At 70.5% G+C, this 22,529-nt stretch carries 17 protein-coding genes and 1 pseudogene; 9 read left to right on the forward strand and 9 right to left on the reverse strand.

Features of this window, described 5'->3' with window-relative positions; all coding sequences use genetic code 11:
• Positions 1-101 precede the first annotated feature (101 nt).
• Positions 102-818 (reverse strand): 4'-phosphopantetheinyl transferase family protein, encoded by a 717-nt coding sequence (locus NQO67_RS37940; protein ID WP_255955040.1) that lies wholly within the window; start codon positions 816-818, stop codon positions 102-104.
• A 590-nt stretch (positions 819-1,408) separates the two neighbouring features.
• On the opposite strand from NQO67_RS37940, the gene NQO67_RS37945 reads away from it, so the two are divergent.
• Positions 1,409-2,281, forward strand: coding sequence for a hypothetical protein (locus NQO67_RS37945; protein WP_255955041.1), 873 nt, complete (start codon positions 1,409-1,411; stop codon positions 2,279-2,281).
• A gap of 282 nt (positions 2,282-2,563) precedes the next feature.
• On the opposite strand, the gene NQO67_RS37950 is transcribed toward NQO67_RS37945, so the two are convergent.
• The 4 genes and pseudogenes from NQO67_RS37950 to NQO67_RS37960 form a co-directional block, all read right to left on the reverse strand.
• Positions 2,564-4,780: a LuxR family transcriptional regulator gene (locus tag NQO67_RS37950; RefSeq protein ID WP_255955042.1), complete on the reverse strand. Its 2,217-nt coding sequence runs from the start codon at positions 4,778-4,780 to the stop codon at positions 2,564-2,566.
• Positions 4,781-4,885: 105 nt separating this feature from the next.
• Positions 4,886-5,326 (reverse strand): annotated as a pseudogene (locus NQO67_RS44695) (AAA family ATPase); the annotation flags it as partial.
• Positions 5,327-5,793: 467 nt separating this feature from the next.
• Positions 5,794-7,023, reverse strand: coding sequence for a helix-turn-helix domain-containing protein (locus NQO67_RS37955; RefSeq protein ID WP_255955043.1), 1,230 nt, complete (start codon positions 7,021-7,023; stop codon positions 5,794-5,796).
• A 761-nt stretch (positions 7,024-7,784) separates the two neighbouring features.
• On the reverse strand, positions 7,785-8,723 hold the full coding sequence (locus tag NQO67_RS37960) for an extracellular catalytic domain type 1 short-chain-length polyhydroxyalkanoate depolymerase (protein ID WP_255955044.1): 939 nt from the start codon (positions 8,721-8,723) through the stop codon (positions 7,785-7,787).
• A gap of 27 nt (positions 8,724-8,750) precedes the next feature.
• Here NQO67_RS37960 and NQO67_RS37965 point away from each other — a divergent pair, with 27 nt between their 5' ends.
• Positions 8,751-9,947: a PucR family transcriptional regulator gene (locus tag NQO67_RS37965; RefSeq protein ID WP_255955045.1), complete on the forward strand. Its 1,197-nt coding sequence runs from the start codon at positions 8,751-8,753 to the stop codon at positions 9,945-9,947.
• A gap of 55 nt (positions 9,948-10,002) precedes the next feature.
• On the opposite strand, the gene NQO67_RS37970 is transcribed toward NQO67_RS37965, so the two are convergent.
• Positions 10,003-10,956 carry an alpha/beta hydrolase gene (locus tag NQO67_RS37970; protein WP_255955046.1) on the reverse strand — a complete coding sequence of 318 codons (954 nt, stop codon included), beginning with the start codon at positions 10,954-10,956 and terminating at the stop codon, positions 10,003-10,005.
• Positions 10,957-11,271: 315 nt separating this feature from the next.
• Between NQO67_RS37970 and NQO67_RS37975 the strand changes: the two genes are divergently transcribed.
• Together NQO67_RS37975 and hpnR are read left to right on the forward strand one after the other, a co-directional pair.
• The gene (locus NQO67_RS37975; protein ID WP_255955047.1) at positions 11,272-12,630 is read left to right on the forward strand and encodes an SGNH/GDSL hydrolase family protein; all 1,359 of its coding nucleotides are present in this window, start codon (positions 11,272-11,274) and stop codon (positions 12,628-12,630) included.
• A 391-nt stretch (positions 12,631-13,021) separates the two neighbouring features.
• Positions 13,022-14,563 carry a hopanoid C-3 methylase HpnR gene (gene hpnR, locus NQO67_RS37980; protein ID WP_255955048.1) on the forward strand — a complete coding sequence of 514 codons (1,542 nt, stop codon included), beginning with the start codon at positions 13,022-13,024 and terminating at the stop codon, positions 14,561-14,563.
• Between the two features lie 63 nt (positions 14,564-14,626).
• On the opposite strand, the gene NQO67_RS37985 is transcribed toward hpnR, so the two are convergent.
• Entirely contained in the window at positions 14,627-15,283 is a 657-nt protein-coding gene (locus NQO67_RS37985) for a GntR family transcriptional regulator (protein ID WP_255955049.1), read from the reverse strand.
• Positions 15,284-15,560: 277 nt separating this feature from the next.
• Between NQO67_RS37985 and NQO67_RS37990 the strand changes: the two genes are divergently transcribed.
• The 5 genes from NQO67_RS37990 (at position 15,561) to NQO67_RS38010 (ending at position 20,953) form a co-directional block, all read left to right on the forward strand.
• The gene (locus tag NQO67_RS37990) at positions 15,561-16,589 is read left to right on the forward strand and encodes an amidohydrolase family protein (protein ID WP_255955050.1); all 1,029 of its coding nucleotides are present in this window, start codon (positions 15,561-15,563) and stop codon (positions 16,587-16,589) included.
• A 70-nt stretch (positions 16,590-16,659) separates the two neighbouring features.
• A complete protein-coding gene (gene ligK / locus NQO67_RS37995; RefSeq protein WP_255955051.1) occupies positions 16,660-17,343 on the forward strand; it encodes a 4-carboxy-4-hydroxy-2-oxoadipate aldolase/oxaloacetate decarboxylase in 684 nt (227 codons plus the stop codon).
• A 46-nt stretch (positions 17,344-17,389) separates the two neighbouring features.
• The gene (locus tag NQO67_RS38000; RefSeq protein ID WP_255955052.1) at positions 17,390-18,310 is read left to right on the forward strand and encodes an amidohydrolase family protein; all 921 of its coding nucleotides are present in this window, start codon (positions 17,390-17,392) and stop codon (positions 18,308-18,310) included.
• A gap of 66 nt (positions 18,311-18,376) precedes the next feature.
• A complete protein-coding gene (locus NQO67_RS38005) occupies positions 18,377-19,792 on the forward strand; it encodes an MFS transporter (RefSeq protein WP_255955053.1) in 1,416 nt (471 codons plus the stop codon).
• Positions 19,793-19,849: 57 nt separating this feature from the next.
• Positions 19,850-20,953: a right-handed parallel beta-helix repeat-containing protein gene (locus NQO67_RS38010; protein ID WP_255955054.1), complete on the forward strand. Its 1,104-nt coding sequence runs from the start codon at positions 19,850-19,852 to the stop codon at positions 20,951-20,953.
• 23 nt (positions 20,954-20,976) lie between these two features.
• Here NQO67_RS38010 and NQO67_RS38015 read toward each other — a convergent pair whose 3' ends face one another.
• A complete protein-coding gene (locus NQO67_RS38015) occupies positions 20,977-21,501 on the reverse strand; it encodes a proline dehydrogenase (protein WP_255955055.1) in 525 nt (174 codons plus the stop codon).
• A gap of 56 nt (positions 21,502-21,557) precedes the next feature.
• A complete protein-coding gene (locus NQO67_RS38020; RefSeq protein ID WP_255955056.1) occupies positions 21,558-22,508 on the reverse strand; it encodes a catechol 2,3-dioxygenase in 951 nt (316 codons plus the stop codon).
• Positions 22,509-22,529 lie beyond the last annotated feature (21 nt).

The raw sequence follows: 22,529 nt of genomic DNA on the forward strand, positions 1-22,529 counted from the left end.
GGGAGCACTCTGAAAAAGGCGGGGAAGGGGGCAGGGAAAGGGGCGGGGACGACAAAGGGGGCCGAGGGCAGAGCCCCCGGCCCGAGTGGAAACGGCCGACGTCAGGCCGTGACCACACCCCCCGCCAGCGCAGCGCTCGGCGCCCCCGTACGCACCCGCGTCAGGGTGATGCCGGTCACGACCAGCCCGCGCCGGGCCAGCCACCGGCCCGTGAACGAGTGCACGGGCCGGCCGTCCACCGTCGGACAGGGCACCAGGAGCCGTGCCGTGAACGTGCCGGTCAGCGGATCGATCCGGATCTCCGCCTCGTCGAAGTCGAGCTCCCGCCGGGTCAGCGGAAACCAGGTCTTGTAGACGCTCTCCTTGGCGCTGAACAGCAGCCGGTCCCAGCACACGCCGGGGTGGCAGTCGGTCAGCTCGCGCAGCCAGATGGCTTCCTTGCGCAACGCGATCGCGTCCAGCACCCCTGCGGGAAGCGGCTGGTCGGGCTCGGCGTCGATGCCGACCGAGGCGACGTCCGCGCTACGGGCCACCGCTGCACCGCGGAAGCCCTTGCAGTGGGTCATGCTGCCGACGATGCCGTCCGGCCAGACGGGGGCGCCCCGGCGGGCCCACACCAGCGGCGCGGGCGGCAGTCCCATGCGGCCCAGGGCGCGCCGTGCGCAGGCCCGTACGGTGGCGAACTCCTGCCGGCGCTCCGGCACGGCACGCGCCACCAGAGCGGCCTCCTCGGGGAACAACCCGAGTTCGGGACCGGACGGAAGGTCAGAAAAAGCTTCTTCGGCGACAACCCGGTCAGGCACTATCTCCTCTATCACCTGGCCATCACCTGGTTCCTCGTCATTCTCCCCACGGACCGCACTCCCCCGATCCTTGAACAGCCCGGGAGCTTCCCGGCCCAGTGCCGGAACGGCCTGAGACATGCCCCCGTTGCCGCGCGTCTTCGATTCGGCAAGTTTCTCGCGCATCGGCAGGTGTTCTTACGCATTCGGTTCGCACGCTCACCGCCCGTATCGGGCTCACGCCTTACGGACGGGCGCCGCTCTGCATGTCACGCGGCCGTTTCCGCGGGCCACGGGAACACCTGCTTCAACTGTCCATCATGGTGTGCCGGCCGGGTGTGGGGTACCCCTGTTTCTCGTCCCCCTACCCCTATAAAACCCTTATGTTTGCAGGCCAGGGCGGTGTAGGAGTGACCTGCGTCACTTCGGGGGCGGGGCTGTGGGGGGTGGCGGTGCCGTACCGCCCAGGAGAATCACGAGGCGTATTCCCCTACGGGTTAGGGGGACGATTTCGACGCCGAGTTAGGGGGAGCTAGGGGTTACCCCCGTCGACACAGAACCGTAACCTGACTGGCCGTAGAAGTGGGACGGCCAGCTGAGGCGAGACGGGAAAGGAGAGCCCGACAGTGAGCGATCTCCAGTATTGGGAAGAACTTCGTTCCGCGGATTCGGATCAGCTCGTTCTCGTTGTCGACTGGCCGGTCACCGAGACCGATGTAGAGGGATACCGCGACCTCGTTTCGCTGATGGACACCCCGCACACCGTCTGGCGTACCCGGGGGACAGCGCGCGCCCTGCCATGGGATGCCGAGATCGAGGAATACGTCCGGCCCCTGACCCGGGAAATACGGGAGAGCGGCCTGAAAGTCCGTGCGGTGCTCGCCTGCGGCGTGGCCGGTGTGCTGGCGGCCGTGCTCTCCGAGACCGTGGCCGCCTGGCAGGAGACCTTTCCCGAGATCCTGCTGATCGACCCGGAGTTCGTGGACACCGACGGCGTCTACGACGAGTTCCTCGCGCTCATCGACGATCTCTCGCAGCCGGCCGGACCGGATCGGCTGACGCGGCTGAGGGAGAGCGCCGCCTCGGTGGTGGCGGCATGCGGCGACGATCCGACCGCACTCGCCACCCGACTGCACGCCCTGCTCGTCGAGGCCGGCACGTCGCCCACATCCGCGGCGGACCGACCGTCAACCCCCCGGACCACCATCGGCACGCCGTCCACCACGCAGGTGAGCGGGGCCATGGGCGCCCTGGAGCGGGCGGCTGCCCGGCTCTGCGTGCTCGCCGTGGCCGACCGGGCCGACGTGATCCAGCTGTGGGCCCGGGGCACCGCCCTGTGCTCGTCGACCACCAGCAGCGGACTGAGCCGCACCCGCGCCGCGCTGCTGCTGCCGGAGGCCGAACTCGTCGGCACCGAGATCACCTTCGACATCGAACACGACGGGATGCTCAAGGACGCGTCCGTCGCCCGCACGGTCCGCGAGCTGATAGGCGCCTGACCGGAGCCGACCACCCGCAGGACCGCACGGCCGCACCCGGAGCCGTTGCCGTACGACCGTTCACCGCTGCCGTCGCGAGACGACCAGGAATCGAAGCCACCGGCACGCGGCCTGAACGGAACCCTGACCCGAACGGCCTCATGACCTGAACGGCGCCGTGAAAGGCCGACCGTCACGGAGCCGCGACGGGGTGCCGGTACGCGACCGCGCGCGGCGGTCGCCACAGCACCCCGAAGGGGGACCGATTCCATACCGCAAGGGATGACGAAGACCATGACGCCGTCACAGCGCCTCCGACGCATCCATCGGATGCAGATCGAGGCGCGCCGGCAGATCCTGGCGACGCGAGATGTTCAACTTGCGGTAGACACGCGTCAGATGCTGCTCCACGGTGCTCACGGTGATGTGCAGGATCCCCGAGATCTCGCGGTTGGTGTACTTCAGGGCCGCCAAGGACGCCACCCGGCGCTCCGACTCGCTCAGGGTCGAACCCGCCTCCTTCTCCCGCCCGGCAACCGGGTGGACGGTACCGGGCTCGATCCGCGGGCCGAGCTCCGGCGGGGCGCCGTGCAGGATCCGCTCATGCAGCACCGCCGCCTTGCACTCCGCCGCCAGGCTCAGGGCCTCCTTGCGGATGGTGCGGGCCAGCGGATCGCCCAGCGCGACCAGTGCGTCGCCCAGGTCGGCGAGGGCACGCGCCAAGGCCACCTTGTCCCCGGACTTCCGCAGCTCGGCGATCGCCTGGTGGAGCAGGTGGGGCCGGCGCTTGGGGTCGCTCGTGGCGGCGCGCAGCCGCAGCGAGGTGCCCCGGACCCAGGGGTGGCGCCCGTCGGTCATGGAGAGTTGCCGGTGCACCAGCTGCTCGGCGCGGGCGACCTGGCCGAGCTGGAGCAGTACCTCGGCGACGTCCGTGCGCCACGGCAGGACCAGAGGACGGTCGATACCCCACTTCTTCATCAACCGCCCCACCTGGAACAGATCGATCAGCGCCGCCTGGAACTGCCGGGTGGCCATGTAGTACTGGGCACGGGAGCGGAAGTAGGCCAGGCCGTGAACGGTCAGGTGCAGGGTGTCCGGGACCGGCTGCTCCACGATCGCCGCAGCCTCCGCGTACTTCCCCATCTCGGTGCGCGCCCGCAGCAGCGTGGAGAGCACGGAGTACGAGAAGTCGCTGGGCTTCTGGTCGGAGAGCCGGTCCAGCGCCTCCAGGGAGTGCTGCTCGGCACCGGACAGATCCCCGAGCCGCAGCAGCCCCTGGGCATGCAGCCCCGAGAACAGCGACTGCCAGCCGGGCGCGTCGAAGCGCTGTGCCTCATCCCGGAAGACCCGGCACCAGTGCGCCCCGCGCTCCAGGTCCTCCGACGTGGTCAGGGCCATGATGGCCTGCACGATCGGCGGCACCGTGGCGCCGGTCAGCTTGGTGCTCTGCAAGAACCGCGTGATGTCGGCGCTGCTGGAACCGACCACGGCGAACGCCTGCTCGTCGTGCTGCTGCGCCGCGGCCAACTCGTCCGGCGAGCCGGCCAGCCGGGTGGGCAGGAGGAAGTCCGGTTCGGTGCCCACCGGGGTGCCGTCCGGGTCCATCGCCGCCCGGTACACCCGGTCCGAGGCGTCCGCCGTGACGTCTTCCGGCAGCGACGAGATCAGCCCGCGCACGTCCGCGGCCTCCGCCATCCGGCCCTGCGCCACCAGCAGGTGCAGCAGCGGCAGCAGCTGGGACACCGGGACCGCACCGGAGCGGGCCCCCTGGACCGCGTCCGCCAGGTGCTGCTCCGACAGGCCCGGGTCGAGCCGCCAGACGATGGCCGCCAGCCGGGTCTTGATGGCCACGCGTTTCTCGGTGTCCGCACAGGCGTGGTGGGCGAGCTCCAGCAGCCCGACGGCCTGCTCGATGTCGCGCTCCACGAACTCCTCCGCGGCGCTGCGCAGCACGTCGCCGGCCCACGTAGGGAAGTCCGGCGTACCGCCCTCGGAGACGACGGCCAGCAGGTGTCGTGCCACCTCGCTCGCGTCACAGCCCTGGGTGTGCAGGATGTCCGCGGCGCGGCGGTGCATCTCGGCCAGCGTGCCGGGTGGCAGATGGTCCAAGACGGTGGTCCTGACCACCGGATGCCGGAGCCCCTCGCCACTCAGCCCGGAGGACTCCAGCGCGGACATGCCCTGCGACACGGCGGTCCTGGTGGTGCCGATCAGCCGGGCCAGCAGCGACGTGGTGGCGAGCTGCTCCAGGACGATCATTGCGGCGGCCAGCGTCAGCACGTTCTGCCCACAGCTCTGGAGACAGCTGACCACGGCACGGGCGAACGCCCCGCCGGGCTGCGGCTCTATGACGGTGGGCCGCAGGGCGGCCGGCGTACGCACACCGGTGTGCTCGGAGAGCAGCGCGCGCAGCAGCAGCGGATTTCCCCCGCTGATCCGGTGCAACGCCGCCGCCATTCCGTCCTGCTCGGTCAATCCCGGATAACGGGAAAGTGCGTGCACCACTTCATTGGCGGTCAAGGGCTGAGGCTGAAGTCGACTCAGGGTCGGACGGCGCAGGAGTTCCGTACTGAACTTCGCGTCGAAAGGGCTGTAATGCAGAGTCTGCGTGACGACCAGGAGAATCCTGGTCGAACGATTGTGATGGCGTGCCACATAGACCAGGAACTGTTGTGTGGCGTCGTCCACGTATTGCAGATCGTCAATGCAACAGACAACGGGAGCACACTCCGAGATCGAACAAAGGCGCAAGTGCAGCTCGCGCATCCCTCCGATCGAGAGGGGGCCCGTGCCCTGCCTGTGCACCTCGTCCAGATCGAGCGAGGGTATGCCGTCGAGCAGCTGACGCAGCGTGCTGAGAGGTACCTCCCGCTCTGCGGTGGAACCCGTCGCGAACAGTACGTTTGCCCCCGTGGCCGTGGCTTGCTCCGCAAAGGTCGCGAGAAGCTCACTCTTGCCGCATCCGGCGGCGCCCTCGATGAGGACGATTCGGTTCCGGCCGTCCCGACAGTCCTCCAGAGCAGACTCCAGAGCCGTGATCTCGGCCTTTTGGTCGATGAGTTGCATGGATCCCCCGATGTACCCATATGCATCTGTGTGCAGTCTTGCTGCGTCGTTGCCGTCGTTCGTGCAGAGCCCTCTCGTTATCCTCCTGGACGCCCATGTGGTGGGATCCGGGACGCTTTAGCGCCCTGGGCACGGGAACAATCCAGCCAGCAGCCAACCCGCAAGCGGAGGCGAGTCTAGATCGCGCACAGATTGATCCGCGCGGCAACAACCTGCATGGCAGGAAGTTCCTACCTGCTTGTTACAGGCTTATCGCTTGGTCAAGACATCCTCAACCGTCCCTCCTGTAATGCGATGAGTGGTAGGCCGGACGCCGGCGTGGACGATAAGGGACAGGCCAAACGACCGTCCTCGCATCCGCACCCCCGACACCCTCCTGACCACGGCGGACGCGCGGGGAGGCGGCTGTCGGGACAGGGTCCCGGCGACTGCCGGAACCCCGCGTCACCTCATCGCGACGAGTGCTGTCAGGCCACGTCCGAGTCGGTCTGCTCCCATGTCACCGAACCGGCCAGGGCCAGCTTCGCGCCCGCCTGGAAGCGACTCGCCGCGTCGAGTTCATCCATGATTTCCTTGACATACCGTCTGCACTGACGTACAGACAGGCCCAGTCGCCTGGCCACGACTTCATCCTTGTGACCCTGAGCCAGCAGGCGCACGATCGCCACCTTCAAGTCGTCGGTGACCGAAGCGTTCCTGGCGGTGCCTTCGCCGAAGGGTTTGGCATCCTGCCACAACAGATCGAAACCGGCGCCGAGTGCGGTCAGCGTGGTGGGCTCGTTGATCGTGACGGCCATGGGCCCGTCCTCGCAGGCCTCGGTCGGACCTGTGGGCCGGGTCGCCGGCCCGTCACCGGCAGTGGCGTCGGTGGCGTGTGCGTCCGTGTCCTCGCGTGCGCCCGCCTCGGCACCCAACCCCTCGTTGAACACCACGGCGAACTCCCGGTCGACGATGACCAGTCGACCGGCCACCTCCGGACGCGACCGGATGCTGGCGCCCAGAGCGGCGAGTTCGGCCGTGCAGGTGAGCGCGGCGGGATCCGCGAAGGTGGCGTGGCTGCAGAGCACGCGGATGCGGATGCCGCGCCGGGAGGCCTCGCGGAGCTTCTCCCGGACGATCTCCAGGATGTCCTCGGGTACGGGTACGGAGGTGCCGCTGATCAGGATCTCGCTGCGGCACTCGCTGAACTGTTCCTTGAGCACCCACTTGATCTGACCGGTGGCCGTGATCGGCTCGAACCCGCGCCGGGCACGGCTCAGCTGTCTTCGGCCCTCGCTGAATGCGGGCGTGAGCCGGCCCAGACGGAGCTTCACCTCGTTGATGCCGGCGCGGAGTTGGCGTATCTCGTGCTCCGCCGGGCTGGTCAGCTCTGTCGCTGCGACATCGGGGTGTACCGGAATTAGTAATTCCGGATTATGCGCGGACGGCTGGAGGAGGCCCAGGTCCCGAAGTTCCTGACGAATGGTCTCGACCGTTTCGAGCGGAACTCCGAGTGATTCGGCGATACCGTCGGCGTGAAAATATCCGATACGTGCGGCTTGCCCGAACACCAGAGCGCTCATGTGATCACGATCGGCATATTCAGACATGCGTGCTTCCCCTCCGAGCTTCGCGCGCCCCTCCCGCGGGTGCGGGGTGCCTCCGGCGGTTCGGTGTGATGCCTCCGGTGGTCCGGCAAGGGCGCTGCCCGGGGTCACATTAGGGGTTGGAGATGTCCTGCGACGAACGGGAGTCACTCCGTTGGGGGGAATCGGTGCCGTGAGGGGTTTAAACGGTGCCCTCTCCTCGGGGCGCCGCCCCGTGGTTGCCCCGCTGGGGGCTTTGCCCCCAGGCCCCCCTTGTCGGCCTTGACGGCCTCGTCCTCAATCGCCGGACGGCTTTGATGCGCGCGGCGTGTGCCGGTGCGCGTTGCCGACTGCGGGTCGGCTCTGGCTGGGGTCGCCTTCTGTTTCGTTGTGGGTCGGGGGCGTGGGGGATGTACGTGCTCGGCCGGCGCGATGATCGTGGACCGTTAGTTCACCGGCACTCGGCGGCGGTCCTGCGCGCGCACATCCCCCACGCCCCCTCCCGTTTCGTACGCGACCCGCACCCCGGTGGGGCTTGTTCCATGCCCGTGGGGGGCGACACCCCGAAAGGGGTGGAGGAAGGAATAACGAACCACCGGGGGAGAGTCGCGAGTGAGACGGGAGGTGTCGTGGGGGTATGTGCGCGCGCAGGACCGCCGCTGGGTGCCGGTGAACTGGCGGTCCAGGGCAATCGCGCCGGCCGAGCACGTACATACCCCCGCGACACCGACCCACCCACCCCAGCAAAGGCGGCCCTTCGGCACCCCAGGACAAAGGGGTACCCCCGAGGCGGACCGCATTCGGCTCGCGCAGGGGCCCGCGGGAGGTGCGTCCCGCGGGCCCGTGGTGCGGTGGTCACGGGGGCTGCGCCCGTGACCCCGGTCGTGCGCGGGTCAGCCGTTCAGGCCGAAGAAGGCGATCGCCTGGGCGGCCTGGCCGGACAGCGGCAGGGAGTGCCCCACGCCCGAGATGCTGTAGGCCTCCACGGGCGCCTGGGTGGAGTCGGCACCGTAACGGGTCCGGGTGGTGTTACCGGACGTCTGGGTCGACACGGGCGTCTGGCTCACGCCCAGCACGTTCGTCCACTGCTTTATCTCCTCGCCGAAGTTGTGGTAGTTCAGCGTCGTGTCCGACGTGCCGTGCCACAACTGCACCCGCGGCCGCGCCCCCGAGTACCCCGGGTAGGCGTTGCGGACCATGTCGCCCCACTCCTGGGCGGTGTGGGTGATCTGCCCGCTGGAGCACTGGCTGTTCCAGCCCGAACCATCCGTGGTGGCGAAGCACGCGAACGGCACGCCCATGAACGCCGAACCGGCCTTGAAGATGTCCGGGTAGTCCCCCAGCAGCACATCGGTCATCATCGCGCCCGAGGAAGCGCCCGCCACGAAGACCCGGCTCGCGTCGGCCTGGTTGTGCTGCTCGACGTACGTGACCATCGAGGCGATCGACGTCGGGTCGCTGCCACCGTCGTGCTTGAGCGCCTGCGGCGAGGAGACGTCGAAGCACTGGCCCGAGACGTTGGCGTCCGGGTAGATCACGATGAAGCCGTACTGGTCGGCCAGCGAGTGGAACTCGCTGCCGGAGAAGAAGCCCGGACCGGTACCGGTGCAGTAGTGCACCGCGACCAGGATCGCCGGGTTGGGCTTGACGTTGCTCGGAACGTACTCGTACATCCGCAGGTTGCCCGGGTTGTTGCCGAAGTTCGTCACCTCCTGCAACGAGGCGGTGGCACCGGACGGCGCGGCGCTGGCCGACGTCGCGGCCATCGCACCGGCGGTCAGCAGCAGCGTGGCCGCCACCGCGGTCACGGTTGCCCTCAATCTCTTGAGCATGAGCATGCCCTCTCTAAACTGATGGGTGTGAAGGGGTTGCTGCTGCGGTTGTCGGCCCTGGACGCGGATGCAGCTGCCGCGGTCCGGGTCATCGCCCACTTCCAGGCACTGCTCGGCCGGGGCCTCGATGCGACCGCGCTGGTGCGGTCCACCGCGGGGCTCGCCGAGTGCCCGGCCGGCCTGGAACTGGCCGACGGGCGGAGCGTGCGCGCCGGTCCGGACGGCACGGCGCTGACCGGTGGACCACGGCGGATCTCCGGCAGTACCGGCCTGCGCCCGACCGGCCGTGTCTGGCTGGAACGGCCGGGCGTGCCGGGCCCGTTCGACGACCTGGTGCTCGAATGGATGGCGATCGCCGCCGGAACCCTGGAATCGGGGTCCGGGCACGGCGTCGCACCGCAGGTGGCCGATCCCGCGCTCGTCGAGCGGGTGCTCTCCGAGCATGAACCCGTCGCCGACCGGGCGCATGCGCTGCGCGGGCTCGGTCTCGATCCCGCTGCGCCGCTCCGGGTGACGACGGTGACCTGTTCGGACGGCGTGGACGCCGGGCTTGCGGCGGTCGCCCTGTTCGGCCGCGGGCGACTGCCCGGCACCGTCCGGGTGGCCCGGCTGGGAGCCGAGGCCGTGGTACTGCTGCAACGCAGGGACGGTTCGGACTCGCCCTGCGAGACCTTGCGCACGGTGCTGTGCGAACGGGCCGGGGAGCGCGCCGTCCGCCGTGGCCGGCCGGCGGGCCGGGAGGCTCGTCCGGGTACCGCGGCTCCACTGCCCGGGACGGTCGCCGGCGAGGTGCGGGCCGGGGTGGGGGGCGCGGCGCCGGCGCTGACCGCGCGCACCAGCTGGAAGCAGGCCCGCAACGCACTGCGGTTCGCGGTGGCGGAGCCGCCGCAGGAGGCGATCGTCGACCACGACGAGCTGGGTCCGGTGGCACTGCTCGCCGAGATTCCGCTGCCGCAGCTGCGGGACCAGCCAGATGTGCGGGCCCTGGTGGCGCTCGCGGAGCAGCCGGGCGGCCGGGCGGTGATCGAGGCGCTGGCCGCGTTCTGCCGGACCGGCTCGCTCCGCCAGGCCGCTTCGGGCATGTACCTGCACCACAGCTCGGTCGCGGCACGTCTGGTGCGCGCCGAGCGCGCGCTGGGTCGCGGGCTGAGCGACCCGCAGGACCGCTTCGCCGCGCAGCTGGCGCTGTACGCGTACCGGCTGGGCACGGCGCCGCTGCCCTGACACCACCGCGGGCCACGCCGCTCGGGTACGGAGCCTGCGCCGCACCGCCCCGGCCTCATGGCGACAACGCCCGGCGCAGCGCCGCAGTGGCCTCGTCGGTCACCCGGCGGATGACCGCGGCGTGCTCGACCATGACGGCGCCGTGGAAGGTGCCCGGGTACACGTGCAGTTCGGCCAGTACACCCGCGGCGAGCAGCTCCTGCGCGTAGTGGATGCCCTCGTCGCGCAGCGGATCGAAGTGCATCACCGTGACCAGCGCGGGCGGCAGGTCGGTGAGCTGGCCGGCCTCAGCGCGGGCGGGCGCGGCGTACACGGGGACGTCCTCGGAGCCGGCTGCCTCGCCCAGGTAGGCCCACCAGCTCAGCTCCGCGTTGCGGCGGTTCCACACCGGTGTGTCGGTGCAGGACACGGCACTGGGGGTGGTCAGGCGGTCGTCCAGGGCCGGGCTGCACAGGTACTGGAAGCAGATCGAGGGGCCGCCGCGGTCCCGGCTCAGCAGGGTCAGCGCGGCTGCGAGCCCGGCACCCGCGCTGTCCCCGCACACCGCGATCCGATCGGGCCTGAGGTTCAGCTCGGTGGCGTTCTTCTCCAGCAGGCACAGGCCGGCGTAGCAGTCCTCCAGGGCTGCCGGGTACGGGTGTTCCGGCGCGAGCCGGTAGTCCGGGGAGACCACGAGGACGCCGAGGTCGCGGCAGAGGCGGAGGTTGGTCTCGTGGTCGACGTCGGGAGAGCCGAGCACGTACCCGCCGCCGTGCAGCGAGTAGAGCACGGGCAGCGGCCCGGGGCACGGCGCGGGATCCGGGCGGTACAGGCGCAGCGGCACGTCGGGGGCGTCAGCGGGCCCCGGCGCGCGCAGCTCCGTCACCATCACACCGGTGGTGTCCACGGCCGCCAGCCGTGCGGCCACCTCGCGTGCCTGGGCGGCTCGGGCCGCCGTCAGGTCGGTGATGTCCACCTCGGCCATCATCGTCAAGGCCGCGGCCAGCTCGGGATCGTAGGGGTAGCGCATGCCCGTCCTTCGGTAGGTCACACCGCCGCACGGCGGTGTTACTCAGGTTTCCCGCGCGATGTCCGCGCCGGCCACCCCGGCCGGCCTGCCTTTCCGGCTGGGAGTCCGGGGGCATCCCCCGGAAAACGCAGTATCGGCACCGTGCCACGGTGTTCACCGGCCGGTCATCAGACGGCCGTCGGAACCAATCGCCCGATGCCCCGACAGCCGTTCGCCAAGCGCCGTATGGTCTCGCGCGAACGCTGCGAACCGTATGAGACTCCGGGCACCCCCCGCACCGGGTGGGGTTCGCCAGCCAGGAAGGCGCACACCACTATGAGAAGACGTTCGTGGATCACGGCCGGCCTGTTCGGCACGGCATCCTTCGCGGTGTCATCCGCAGGGTCGACCGTCGCGCACGCCGCCGGCGGAGGCGATCCGGGGACGGCCACCCCGTCCACGGTCACCGCCGATCCGGCCGTCGCCGGCGCGCGGCACCACCCCGAGCCGGCGACGGACGCCCGCTGGGTGCACACCTGGACCGCGATGCCGCAGCTGACCGAGCCGTCCAACATGCCTCCGGCGCCGTTCACGCAGTCCGGTGGGGTGCTCGTCGACAGCACCCTGCGGCAGACCGTGCACGTCTCGCTCGGGGGCGCGCAGGTGCGGCTGCGGCTGTCCAACGTGTTCGGTGGCGCCCCGCTGCCCGTCACCTCGGTCTTCGTGGCCCTGCCGCAGGACGGGAGAGCCGGTGTGGACCGCATCCAGGAGGGCACCTCCCAGCAGGTGACCTTCCAGGGCCGGAAGTCGGTGACCGTGCCGGTCGGGCAGGAGGCGGTCTCCGAGCCGCTGGAGCTGGCGGTGCAGCCGGACTCGAACCTGACGGTCACGATGTACCTGGCGACCGGGCAGGCGTCACAGGACATCACCTCGCACCCCGGCTCGCGCACCACCTCGTACCTGCTCGCCGGCGACCACGGCCAGGATGCCGCGCTGCCCGGTGCCACCACCGTCGAGCACTGGTACTTCCTCAGCGGCGTGGAGGTCACGGCCCCGGGCTCGGAACGTGCCACCGTCGTCCTGGGCGACTCGCTCACCGACGGCCGCGGCTCCACCACCAACGGGAACGACCGCTGGCCCGACCAGCTGTTCGACCGGCTCAGGGCGAATCCCGGCACGGCGGGCGTGGCCGTGCTGAACCAGGGCGCCGGGGGCAACCGGGTCCTCAACGACGGTCTCGGCCCCAGCGCGGTGTCCCGCTTCGACCGCGATGTGCTGGGCCCGAGCGGTGTCACCTCGGTGATCGTCTTCGAGGGGATAAACGACATCGGAACCGCCGGCGCCACCAGTCAGGCGCAGCAGGCGGTGACCGGCCAGCTGATCGCCGCCTACGGTGAAATGATCACGAAGGCCCACGACCGTGGGCTCAAGGCATACGGGGCGACCCTGACGCCCTTCGGCGGCAACGGCTACGACGACCCCGGGGGGACCCGCGAGGCGGCCCGGCAGGCGGTCAACGACTGGATTCGCACGAGTGGCCGTTTCGACGCGGTCGTCGACCTCGACCGGGCCGCACGTGATCCGCAGCAGCCACGGCGGCTGAACCCCGCGTTTGACGTGGGGGACCACCTCCACATGAACCCTGCGGGTTACGCGGCGCTGGCTGGGGCGTTTCCGGTGGAGCTGTTTGCGTAGGCTCTGCGGCCCGGTGGCCGAATACGGCTGAGACAGCCCCCTTGGGACGGTGGCGATCTGACGGTTGCGTCATGGCTGGTCGCGCAGTTCCCCGCGCCTCTCATAGGTGCGCCGTGGGCGAGGATGGCGCCGAAGGCGCCTGAACAGGGGCGCGGGGAACTGCGCGACCAGCCACCCACCGGCCCGGTGGTCCGGACACGACACAAACCACCTCCCTCGGACGGAGACGCCCCCCCGGCACAACCGGAGCGAACCCGCCGTCCGGGTGGCGTCCCCGGCGACACGGCCGGCGGTCGGAAGGGTGCGCGCCGGGCGCGCATACCGTGGCGGGGATCCCGCGCGCGGCGGCAGGGCGAGGCGGTCCCCGGCGCCGGCACCTGGAGGTACGCAGATGCGCCTGCTGCTCGTCCACCCGAGCGCCCTGATGTACTCGGAGATCTTCCTCCGTCTGGAGCCCCTCGGCCTCGAACGCGTGGCGGGCGCCGCGGTCGCCGCCGGGCACCAGGTGCGGATGGTCGACCTACAGACCGACCGGCACGCCATGCTCACCCGTGAGCTGACCGGCTTCCGGCCGGACGCGCTGGGCATCTCGCTGAACTACCTGGCGAACATCCCGGAGGCCATCGACATCGCCCGGAGCGCCAAGCGGCTGCTGCCGGGCGTGTTCGTCTTCTTCGGCGGGCACAGCGTGTCCTTCGTCGCCGACGACGTCATCGAACAGGCCGAGGGGGCGGTCGACGCGGTGGTGCGCGGCGAGGGCGAGACGGCGGTCGTCCCCCTGCTGGAGGCGGTTCCGGACCGCGCTGCCGCCGCCGGGGTGCCCGGCGTGGTGACGCCGGACGGCAGCGGGCCCGCCCCGCAGATGCTGCACAGCATCGACGCCCCGAAGCCCGCGCGCGATCTGCTGCGGCACCGGCGCCGCTACTTCATCGGGGAGCTGGACCCGTGCGCGTCGATCGAGTTCACCCGCGGCTGTCCCTGGGACTGCTCGTTCTGCTCGGCGTGGACGTTCTACGGGCGCAGCTACCGCAAGGCGTCTCCGGAGGCGGCGGCCGAGGAGATGGCGAGCATCCGCGAGCCGAACGTCTTCGTCGTCGACGACGTGGCCTTCATCCGGCCCGAGCACGGCGACGCCATCGCCGCCGAGTTGGAGCGCCGGCGGATCCGCAAGCGGTACTACCTGGAGACCCGCGCGGACGTGTTGCTGCGCAACACGGAGGTCTTCGAGCGGTGGGCGCGCCTCGGCCTGCGGTACATGTTCCTCGGCATGGAGGCGATCGACGCCGAGGGCCTGGACCTGTACCGCAAGCGGGTCAGCCCGGACGACAACTTCCGGGCCCTGGAGGTGGCGCGGCGGCTCGGCATCAGCGTCGCCATCAATCTGATCGTGGATCCGGCCTGGGACCACGAGCGGTTCCGGACCGTCCGGGAGTTCGCGCTGGCGGTGCCGGAGATCGTCCATCTGACCGTCATGACGCCCTATCCGGGCACGGAGGTGTGGCACACCGAGTCGCGGCGGCTGACCACCCGGGACTACCGGCTGTTCGACATCCAGCATGCGGTGGTGCCCACCACGTTGCCGCTCGCCGAGTTCTACCGCGAGCTGGTGCGCACCCAGGCCGTCATCAACCGCAAGCACCTCGGTCTGCGGACCGCGGTCGGCGCGGCCCGGGTGCTGGCCGGGAACCTGGCGCGTGGCCAGACGAACTTCGCCCGGATGCTGTGGCGGTTCAACCAGGTCTACAACCCGCGCCGCCAGCTGGCAGACCACGCCCGTCCGGTCCGCTACGAGCTGCCGCTGCCCGAGCGCCTGGACGTGGGCGACCGGCGGCAGCTGTTCATCCACACCCGGCCGACCGGTACCCGCCCGGCGAAGGGCGCGGCGTCGGCGCCCACCGAGACGGAGGAGGCCGCGGGAGACACCGCGGAGTAGTCGCCGGATCGGCGGTGCCCGCGGCCCGCCGAAGCGGTCACCGACGTCAAACGGTCACCGCCGTCAGGGACGCGGCGTCGCCCGCAGCATCTCGATCACGCTGTCCACATGGGTTCGGGCGGCGGCCTCGGCGCCGGGCGGATCCCCGGCCACGATCGCGTCGATGATCGCCAGGTGCTGCGGCAGCGACTGGGCGGGGCGGCCGGGGCGCAGCGCGAGCCGGAACTGGTAGCGCACCATCTGGCCGTTCAGCCGGTCGAGCAGGGTCTGCGCCACCTGCTGGCCGCTCACCTCGGTGATGAAGTCATGGAGCCGGCGGTTCAGCGCGGAGTAGGCGTCCCGCTCGCCGTCGGCCACGGCCCGGCGCATCTCCTCGCCGATCTCCTTCAGCGTGACGCGGTCCGCGTCCGTGGCGCGTTCGGCCGCACGCCGGGCGCACACGGCCTCCAGCGCGGCGCGGCACTCGGTGATCAGGACCGCCTCGTCGACGGAGATGACGCGCACCCTGGCGCCGCGGCGGGGAACCAGCTCCACGAGACCGTCGGCGGCGAGGTCCTGGAGGGCTTCGCGCACCGCGCTGCGGGTGACCTGGAAGGTCTCGGACAGCTCCTGCTCCACCAACCGCTGTCCGGGCACCATGTCGCCCACCGCCAGTGCTCGACGGATGCCCGCGCAGACCGCGCTCCGCCCCTCCCGACCGGTGACCTGGTTCTGCGCCACCGCTACCGCCTTCCCTCGTCGTCCGGACGCAACCGAAACGCAGTCTAACGACGCCGTCCGGGCCATTGAAACTTTTTCGTCGAGCATATTGTCAACAATTTCGTCAATGGTTAGGTTGGGCGCGGGGGCACCTCCCACGCCCGTTCAGGGCAGTGGGGGAGACCGCACAGCAAGGGAGAGCAATGGTGCAATCCAGGACGACCCGGCCGGCCGGCGTGCGCAGAGGCGCCCTGTCACCGAGCGAGGCCCGGCGCCGGCCACACCGTGAGGAGCAGCGATGATCATCGACTGCCACGGTCACTTCACCACGGCACCACCGGCGCTCGGGCAGTGGCGCGAGGCGCAGATCGCCGCGCTCACCGACCCGAGCGCCACCGCCCCCACCCATGCCGACCTGCACATCGGCGACGACGACCTGCGCGGCGGCATCGAGCCCAACCAGCTTCGGCTGATGGACGAGCGGGGCATCGACGTCACGGTCTTCTCGCCCCGAGCCTCGTTCATGGCCCACCACGTCGGCGACTTCGAGACCTCCGCACGCTGGGCCGCGCTCTGCAACGAACTCTGCTTCCGGGTCAGCCGGCTCTACCCGGAGCGCTTCGTGACGGCCGCGATGCTCCCCCAGTCGCCCGGCGTCGACCCGGCCACCTGCATCCCCGAGCTACGGCGCTGCGTCGAGGAGTACGGCGCCGTCGCGGTGAACCTCAACCCGGACCCGTCGGGCGGCCACTGGACGGCCCCGCCGCTGACGGACCGTTCCTGGTACCCGCTGTACGAGAAGCTGGTCGAGTACGACGTACCGGCGATGGTGCACGTGAGCACCAGCGTCAACCCGGCCTTCCACACCACCGGGGCGCACTACCTCAACGCCGACACCACGGCGTTCATGCAGCTCGTGCAGGGCGATCTGTTCCGGGACTTCCCCACCCTGCGGCTGATCATCCCGCACGGCGGTGGCGCCGTCCCGTTCCACTGGGGCAGGTTCCGTGGTCTGGCCATGATGCTCGACAAGCCGCCGCTGGAGGAGCATGTGCTGGGCAACGTGTTCTTCGACACCTGCGTCTACCACCAGCCCGGCGCCGACCTGCTGTTCGACGTCGTGCCGGTGCGCAACATCCTGTTCGCCTCGGAGATGATCGGCGCGGTCCGCACCGTCGATCCCCGCACCGGCCACCACTTCGACGACACCCGCCGCTACGCGGAAGCCGCCCGGCTCTCGCCGGATGACCTGGCCGCCGTGCAGGAGCACAACGCCCGGGCCGTCTACCCGCGCCTGGACGCGCTGCTGAAGCGTCAGGGGCGCTGAGGAACCCCGCCCGCGAGGGCCGCCAGAACCCGTCCGTCCGCCCAGGACCCGTCACAGGAAAGACCGGACCATGCACGAACTCGGAGTCGTCCACCGCTCCATCGCCCGCCCGTCGCCCGCGGACGTGGCGGCGCTCGCCCCGTTCGGGGTCGCCACCCTGCACGAAGCGATGGGCCGCACCGGCCTGATGCGCCCCTACCTGCGGCCCGTCTATCCGGGTGCCCGGTTGTGCGGCCCGGCGGTGACCGTGCTGATGCAGCCGGGCGACAACTGGATGTTGCACGTGGCCGTGGAGCAACTACAGCCGGGTGACGTCGTCGTGGCGGCCTGCACCACCGAGTGCGAGGACGGCTTCTTCGGTGAGCTGCTGGCGACCTCGATGCGCGCGCACGGCGGCAGCGGCCTGGTGATCGACGGCGGCTGCCGCGACGTCGCCGAACTGGCCGAGATGGACTTCCCCGTCTTCAGCCGCGCGGTCCACTCCCGGGGCACGGTCAAGGCCACCATCGGCTCGGTCAACATCCCCGTCGTCTGCGCGAATGCGCTGGTCAACCCCGGTGACGTGGTCGTCGCCGACGCCGACGGGGTGGTCGTCGTACCGGCCGGGGAGGTCCGCTCGGTCGCCGAGGCCGCCCGCCGCCGCGAGGACAACGAGGCCGACAAGCGCCAGCGGCTCGCGTCGGGCGAGCTGGGGCTCGACATCTACGAGATGCGGGACCGGCTCAGGTCCGCCGGCCTGCGCTACGTCGACTAGTCGACCAGCGGACACCGATCACCGCCACAAGGCCCGGAGAACCACCATGAGCACACCGTCCCCCAAGACCGCGGGCTGGCTGGACTGGCACCCGAACCCGTCCGAGCCCGCCTTCCGCCTTCCGCCGGGCACCGTGGACGCGCACTGTCACGTCTTCGGCCCGCAGGCCACGTTCCCGTTCGCCCCGGAGCGCAAGTACACCCCCTGCGACGCCGGCAAGGACCGGTTGTTCGCGCTGCGTGACCACCTCGGCATCGCCCGCAACGTCATCGTGCAGGCCACCTGCCACGGCGCGGACAACAGCGCCATGGTCGACGCCGTGCGGGCGGCCGGCGGCCGGGCACGCGGCGTCGCGACCGTCCGCCCCGACGTCACCGACGACGAACTGCGCAGGCTGGACGCGGCCGGGGTGCGCGGGGTGCGGTTCAACTTCCTGCGGCGGCTGGTCACCGCCTCCCCCAAGGACGACCTGACCACCATCGCCAGGAAGGTGGCCCCGCTGGGCTGGCACGTCGTCCTGTACTTCGAGAGCGCCGACCTGCCGGAACTGGCGGACTTCTTCGGCGCCCTGCCCACCGCGCTGGTGGTGGACCACATGGGGCGGCCGGATGTCACCGAGCCGGTGGACGGCGAGCAGTTCACCGGGTTCCTGCGCTTCGTCGACCGGCACGACGTGTGGGTGAAGGTGAGCTGCCCGGAGCGGCTCACCGTCACCGGTCCCGCGGCCCTCGACGGCGAGCGGAACGCCTACACCGACGTCGTGCCCTTCGCGCGCCGGGTCGTGGCGGAGTTCGAGGACCGGGTGCTGTGGGGCACCGACTGGCCGCACCCCAACCTCACCGACCACATGCCGGACGACGGCCTGCTGGTCGATCACGTGCCGCACGTGGCCACCACCGCGGCACGGCGGCAGAAGCTGCTGGTCGACAACCCCATGCGCCTGTACTGGCCCGGCGAGGCCAACTGATCCGCCCCGTTCGGGGCTCGATCCGCCCTCCTCCCCCTGACCCTCCCTGACGACAAGGGCCCCGTCATGCCACACACACCGCAACCGCAGCACGCCAATGCGCTGAACCGGCTGGACAGACTGCCCATCGGCCGGTTCCACAAGATCACCCTGCTGGCCGTCTCGTTCGCCTACTTCTTCGAGTTCGCGGACATCAACAGCTTCGCGACGACCGCCCCCAAGCTCATCGATCTGTGGGGGGTCACGGTCGACCAGGTCGCCTACGTCACCTCGCTGTCGTTCGTCGGCATGTTCCTCGGCTCGGTCGTGGCCAGCACCCTCGCCGACCGGTGGGGGCGCAAACGGGCACTGGTCTGGACGACGTCGTTCTTCGGGGTCTTCTCCTTCGTGTCGATGTTCTCCTGGGACATCGTCTCGCTGGGGGTGTTCCGGGTGCTCACCTCGGCGGGCCTGTCCGCGATGACGGTCGTCGCGGTCATCTACGTCAACGAGATGTATCCGGCCGCCGTGCGCGGCAAGTACCAGGCGTACGCGATCGTCATCGGCATCTGCGGCACACCGGCCACCAACTTCGTCGCCAGCGGGGTCGTGCCGCTCACCGACTGGTCGTGGCGTCTTGTCTACCTCTGGGGCTCGCTCGGCGTCCTCCTCGTGCTGTTCACGCGGCGTCTCAAGGAGTCACCGCGCTGGCACGAGAGCCGGGGCGACCATGCCACCGCCGATGCCGTGCTGAAGGAGATCGAGGCCCAGGTCGCCGCCGAGCAGGGGCCGCTGCCCGAGCCTGCGCCGCCCGTCGACGAGGCTCCGCAGACCAAGGCGCCGCTACGACTGCTGCTCCAGAAGAAGTACCTCGCGCCGACCCTGCTGCTCACCGTGCTGTGGGTGACCCAGACCATCGGCTTCTTCGGCTACTCCAGCTGGGCGCCGACGCTGCTGGCGAAGGAGGGCTTCAGCGTCGAGAAGTCCGTCTTCTACGTGGCCCTCACCACGGCCGGCGCCCCGCTCGGCTCCTACCTGGCCTCGCTCGTCACCGACCGGTTCGAGCGCAAGTGGTGCCTGGTGGCCTTCGGCACGGTCATCTCGCTCTGCGGACTGCTGTACGGCCTGACGTTCGACCCGGTGCTGATCGTGGTCTTCGGCTTCCTGGTCAACCTCTTCGAACGCGGCTACACGGCACTCGGCTACGCCTACTCCCCCGAGCTGTTCGACACCCGCGGCCGATCCCTGGGCACCGGGGTCTCCTACGGCCTCGGCCGGCTCTCGAACGCCGCGGGACCGCTGATCATCGCGGCCCTCTACCAGGGCAGCGGCTACCACAGCGTCTTCTTCTTCATCGCCGGCACCTGGCTGCTGGGCGCCGCGATCCTGGCCGTCTTCGGCCCCCGCACCCGGCCGGCGGCCCGGCCCGCCCCCGCCGAGCAGGCCGGACCCGGCGATTCAAGGTCCGTTCAAGATGTGCCCCGGGTGGGTCGTGCAGAGTGAGTGCCTCGTCGACGGGCTCCGCCGGAGCACCGTGCTCAAGGGGGTTCACTCATGCGTATGTCCGCCTTACCAGCACTTGCCCTGACTTGCCTGGTGTTGGGAGGCGCGGCGCCGTCGGCACCCGTCGCCGCCGCCACCGACCCGGGCGGGATCACGGTCTACGTGAACCCGGCCGACTCCGTGCGGAAGGACGCACGGGCCCAGGACGGCCGCGCCCCTGAGCGACCCGCCGCCTCCTTCGCCGCCGTGCAGCGACTCCTGGCGGGCATGGGTGCCACCGAGGCCAGGGTCCTCATCCACGGCGGCACCTACCATCCCCGGGAGGAGGTCAACTGGACCTACTCCCCGCCCGGCGGGCACATCACCTTCGCGCCGGAGCCCGGCACGGGACCGGTCGTCTTCGACGGCTCACGGCTGAAGCCGAGCCGGCTGAGCACGGCCGCCCGGCAACGGCTCGTCAACGATCCGGCAGCGGTCGCCGCCGCGCCCGGCTACTTCATGACGATCACGTCCGCCGGCAGTGGCATCACCATCTCGGGCGAGACGATCCAGAACTACGTCAACGGCGGCATCCGGATCCGCGGCGCGGCCGGAGACCGCGTCACCGACGTCACCGTCAGCGGCAACACCTTCCAGCACCTCGGCAACAAGTACGTGTCCGGAGGCACCGGCTACGGCGGTGTGCACATCACCAACTCGTCCCACACCGTGATCGAGAACAACAGGTTCTACAACCTGGAGAACACCACGAGCCCGGGCAACATCCACGGCGTCTACCTGGCCGACTACACCAACGACAGCACGATCCGCGGCAACAGGTTCGGCTACGTCTCCGGCGACCCCGTCCGCACCCGGCACAACAGCAAGGACAACCTCGTCGACGGCAACAAGTTCTGGCACACCGGAACGTACGCGATCTTCAGCGACTGGCGGTTCGACGGCGAGGACTGCGGCCGGGGCAACGTCTTCAAGAACAACCAGGTCGGCACGGTCTCCTACTACGGCAAGAAGTTCAGCTCCGGCACCCAGGGCCAGGTGAGCCCCATCAAGGTCTGGTTGTGGGGCCACGACGACCCGAAGAACGCCAACCTGGGCGGCTGCACGCCCGACCCCATCACGAGCGGCGGAGGCAACGCGTACGTGACGACCCGTCCCTGGTGACGGCGCCGTCATCGTTCTCCCGGTCAACGTGTGCGGCCGTCGCCGAGGACGTCGGCCGCTGCCGATCGCAGGCCCTTCACGGCCTGGTACAGCAGGTGCTCGCGCTCGGCGGCGAGGGCGAGGTCCGCGGCCTTGCGGGAGGTGTCGCCGTCGTGGGCGTCCCGCACCATCCGCCGCGTGACCTCGGCGAGGTCGTCGGCCGCGTGCACCACACCGTAGAGCGCCTCCACCACGGACGACGGCCCTTCGAGGAGGACGAGTTCGGCGGCGCGGTGAACACCGCGGGCCCGGGTGGCGAAGTGTTCCATCTTCTCTTCGACGTCCCGCAGGTCCGGCCGGTCGGCCCGGAGCGCGTCGCGCACGGCGTCCAGGGCGACATCCCGGTCGTACACCGCGCCCAGGTAGTTCGCGTAGGCGTCCCGGCGGTGCTGCCGGCGCCACTGGCCGAACTGCGCACGCGCCGTCGCGCGCCCGGTGACCATCGCGGAGCCCAGGGTCGCGAGGGAGCCGACCGCGGCGCCGAGCAGTGCGGTGAGTCCAGCGTCCATGGCCCCATTCTGCCGACGGCCGCCGCGGCGCCGGAGCCACGGTGGGTGTGGGGACGTCAGTCCACCGGCGGTGTCCCGTGGGTGTGGAACGACGCGATCGTCTTCAACCCCCACGCCTGTCCCTTGGCCCGCTCCGCCTCCGTCCAGGTGACGAGCGGCCAGTCGGGGGCCAGCACCAGCCGGGTGAGCGGGTTGCAGAGCTCGACGCGGTTGCCGCCGGGCTCGTAGACGTAGAGGAAGAACGTCTGCTGGATGGCATGCTTGTGCGGGCCGGTCTCGATGTGGACGCCGTTGTCCAGGCAGAGGTCGGCCGCGCGCAGGATGTCCTCGCGGCTGTCGGTGGCGAACGCCACGTGGTGCAGCCGGCCGTGCGCGCCGGACCAGTCCTCGGTGTAGACGATGTCGTAGGACTTGTTGGTGAACGTCAGCCACTGCGCGGCGGTCCGGCCGCTGTCGAGCACGATCTGCTCGGTGGGGCGGGCGCCGAGCACCTCGTGGGTGAAGGCGGCGTTGGACGCGACGTCGGCGGCGAGGAAGTTGACGTGGTCCAGGCGGCGTACCCCCACGCCCTGCACGGGCTTGGCCTGCGGCTGGTTCTTCAGTCCTGGCCGCAGTTCGTCGGGCGCCTGGTACCACTCGCTCTCCCAGTACAGGGCCTCCTCGTGGCCGTCGGGGTCCTGGGTGACGTAGAGCTTGCCGATGCCGGGTTCGTCCTCGACCCAGCGGCCGGGCAGCCCGGCCTGCCGGAGCGCCTCGACCCGGCGTTGCAGGGCCGCTTCGCCGGAGGCGCGCAGCGCGGTGCGCCGGATGCCGGACGTGGTGTGGGCGGTGAGCGTGAGGCTGTGGTGCTCGTAGTCGTCCCATGTCCTCAGGTAGACCGAGTCTCCGGAGCGGCCGTTCTCGGTGAGCCCGAGGATCGTGGTGAAGAACCACAGGCTGCCGTCGAGGTCGGGGGTGAGCAGCTCGACGTGGCCGAGATGGGCGATGTCCCCCAGCGGCGGTGCCATGAGGACCTCCTTCAGCGGAGC

This window comes from Streptomyces odontomachi (assembly GCF_024435355.1).
Classification (GTDB): Bacteria; Actinomycetota; Actinomycetes; order Streptomycetales; family Streptomycetaceae; genus Streptomyces; species Streptomyces odontomachi.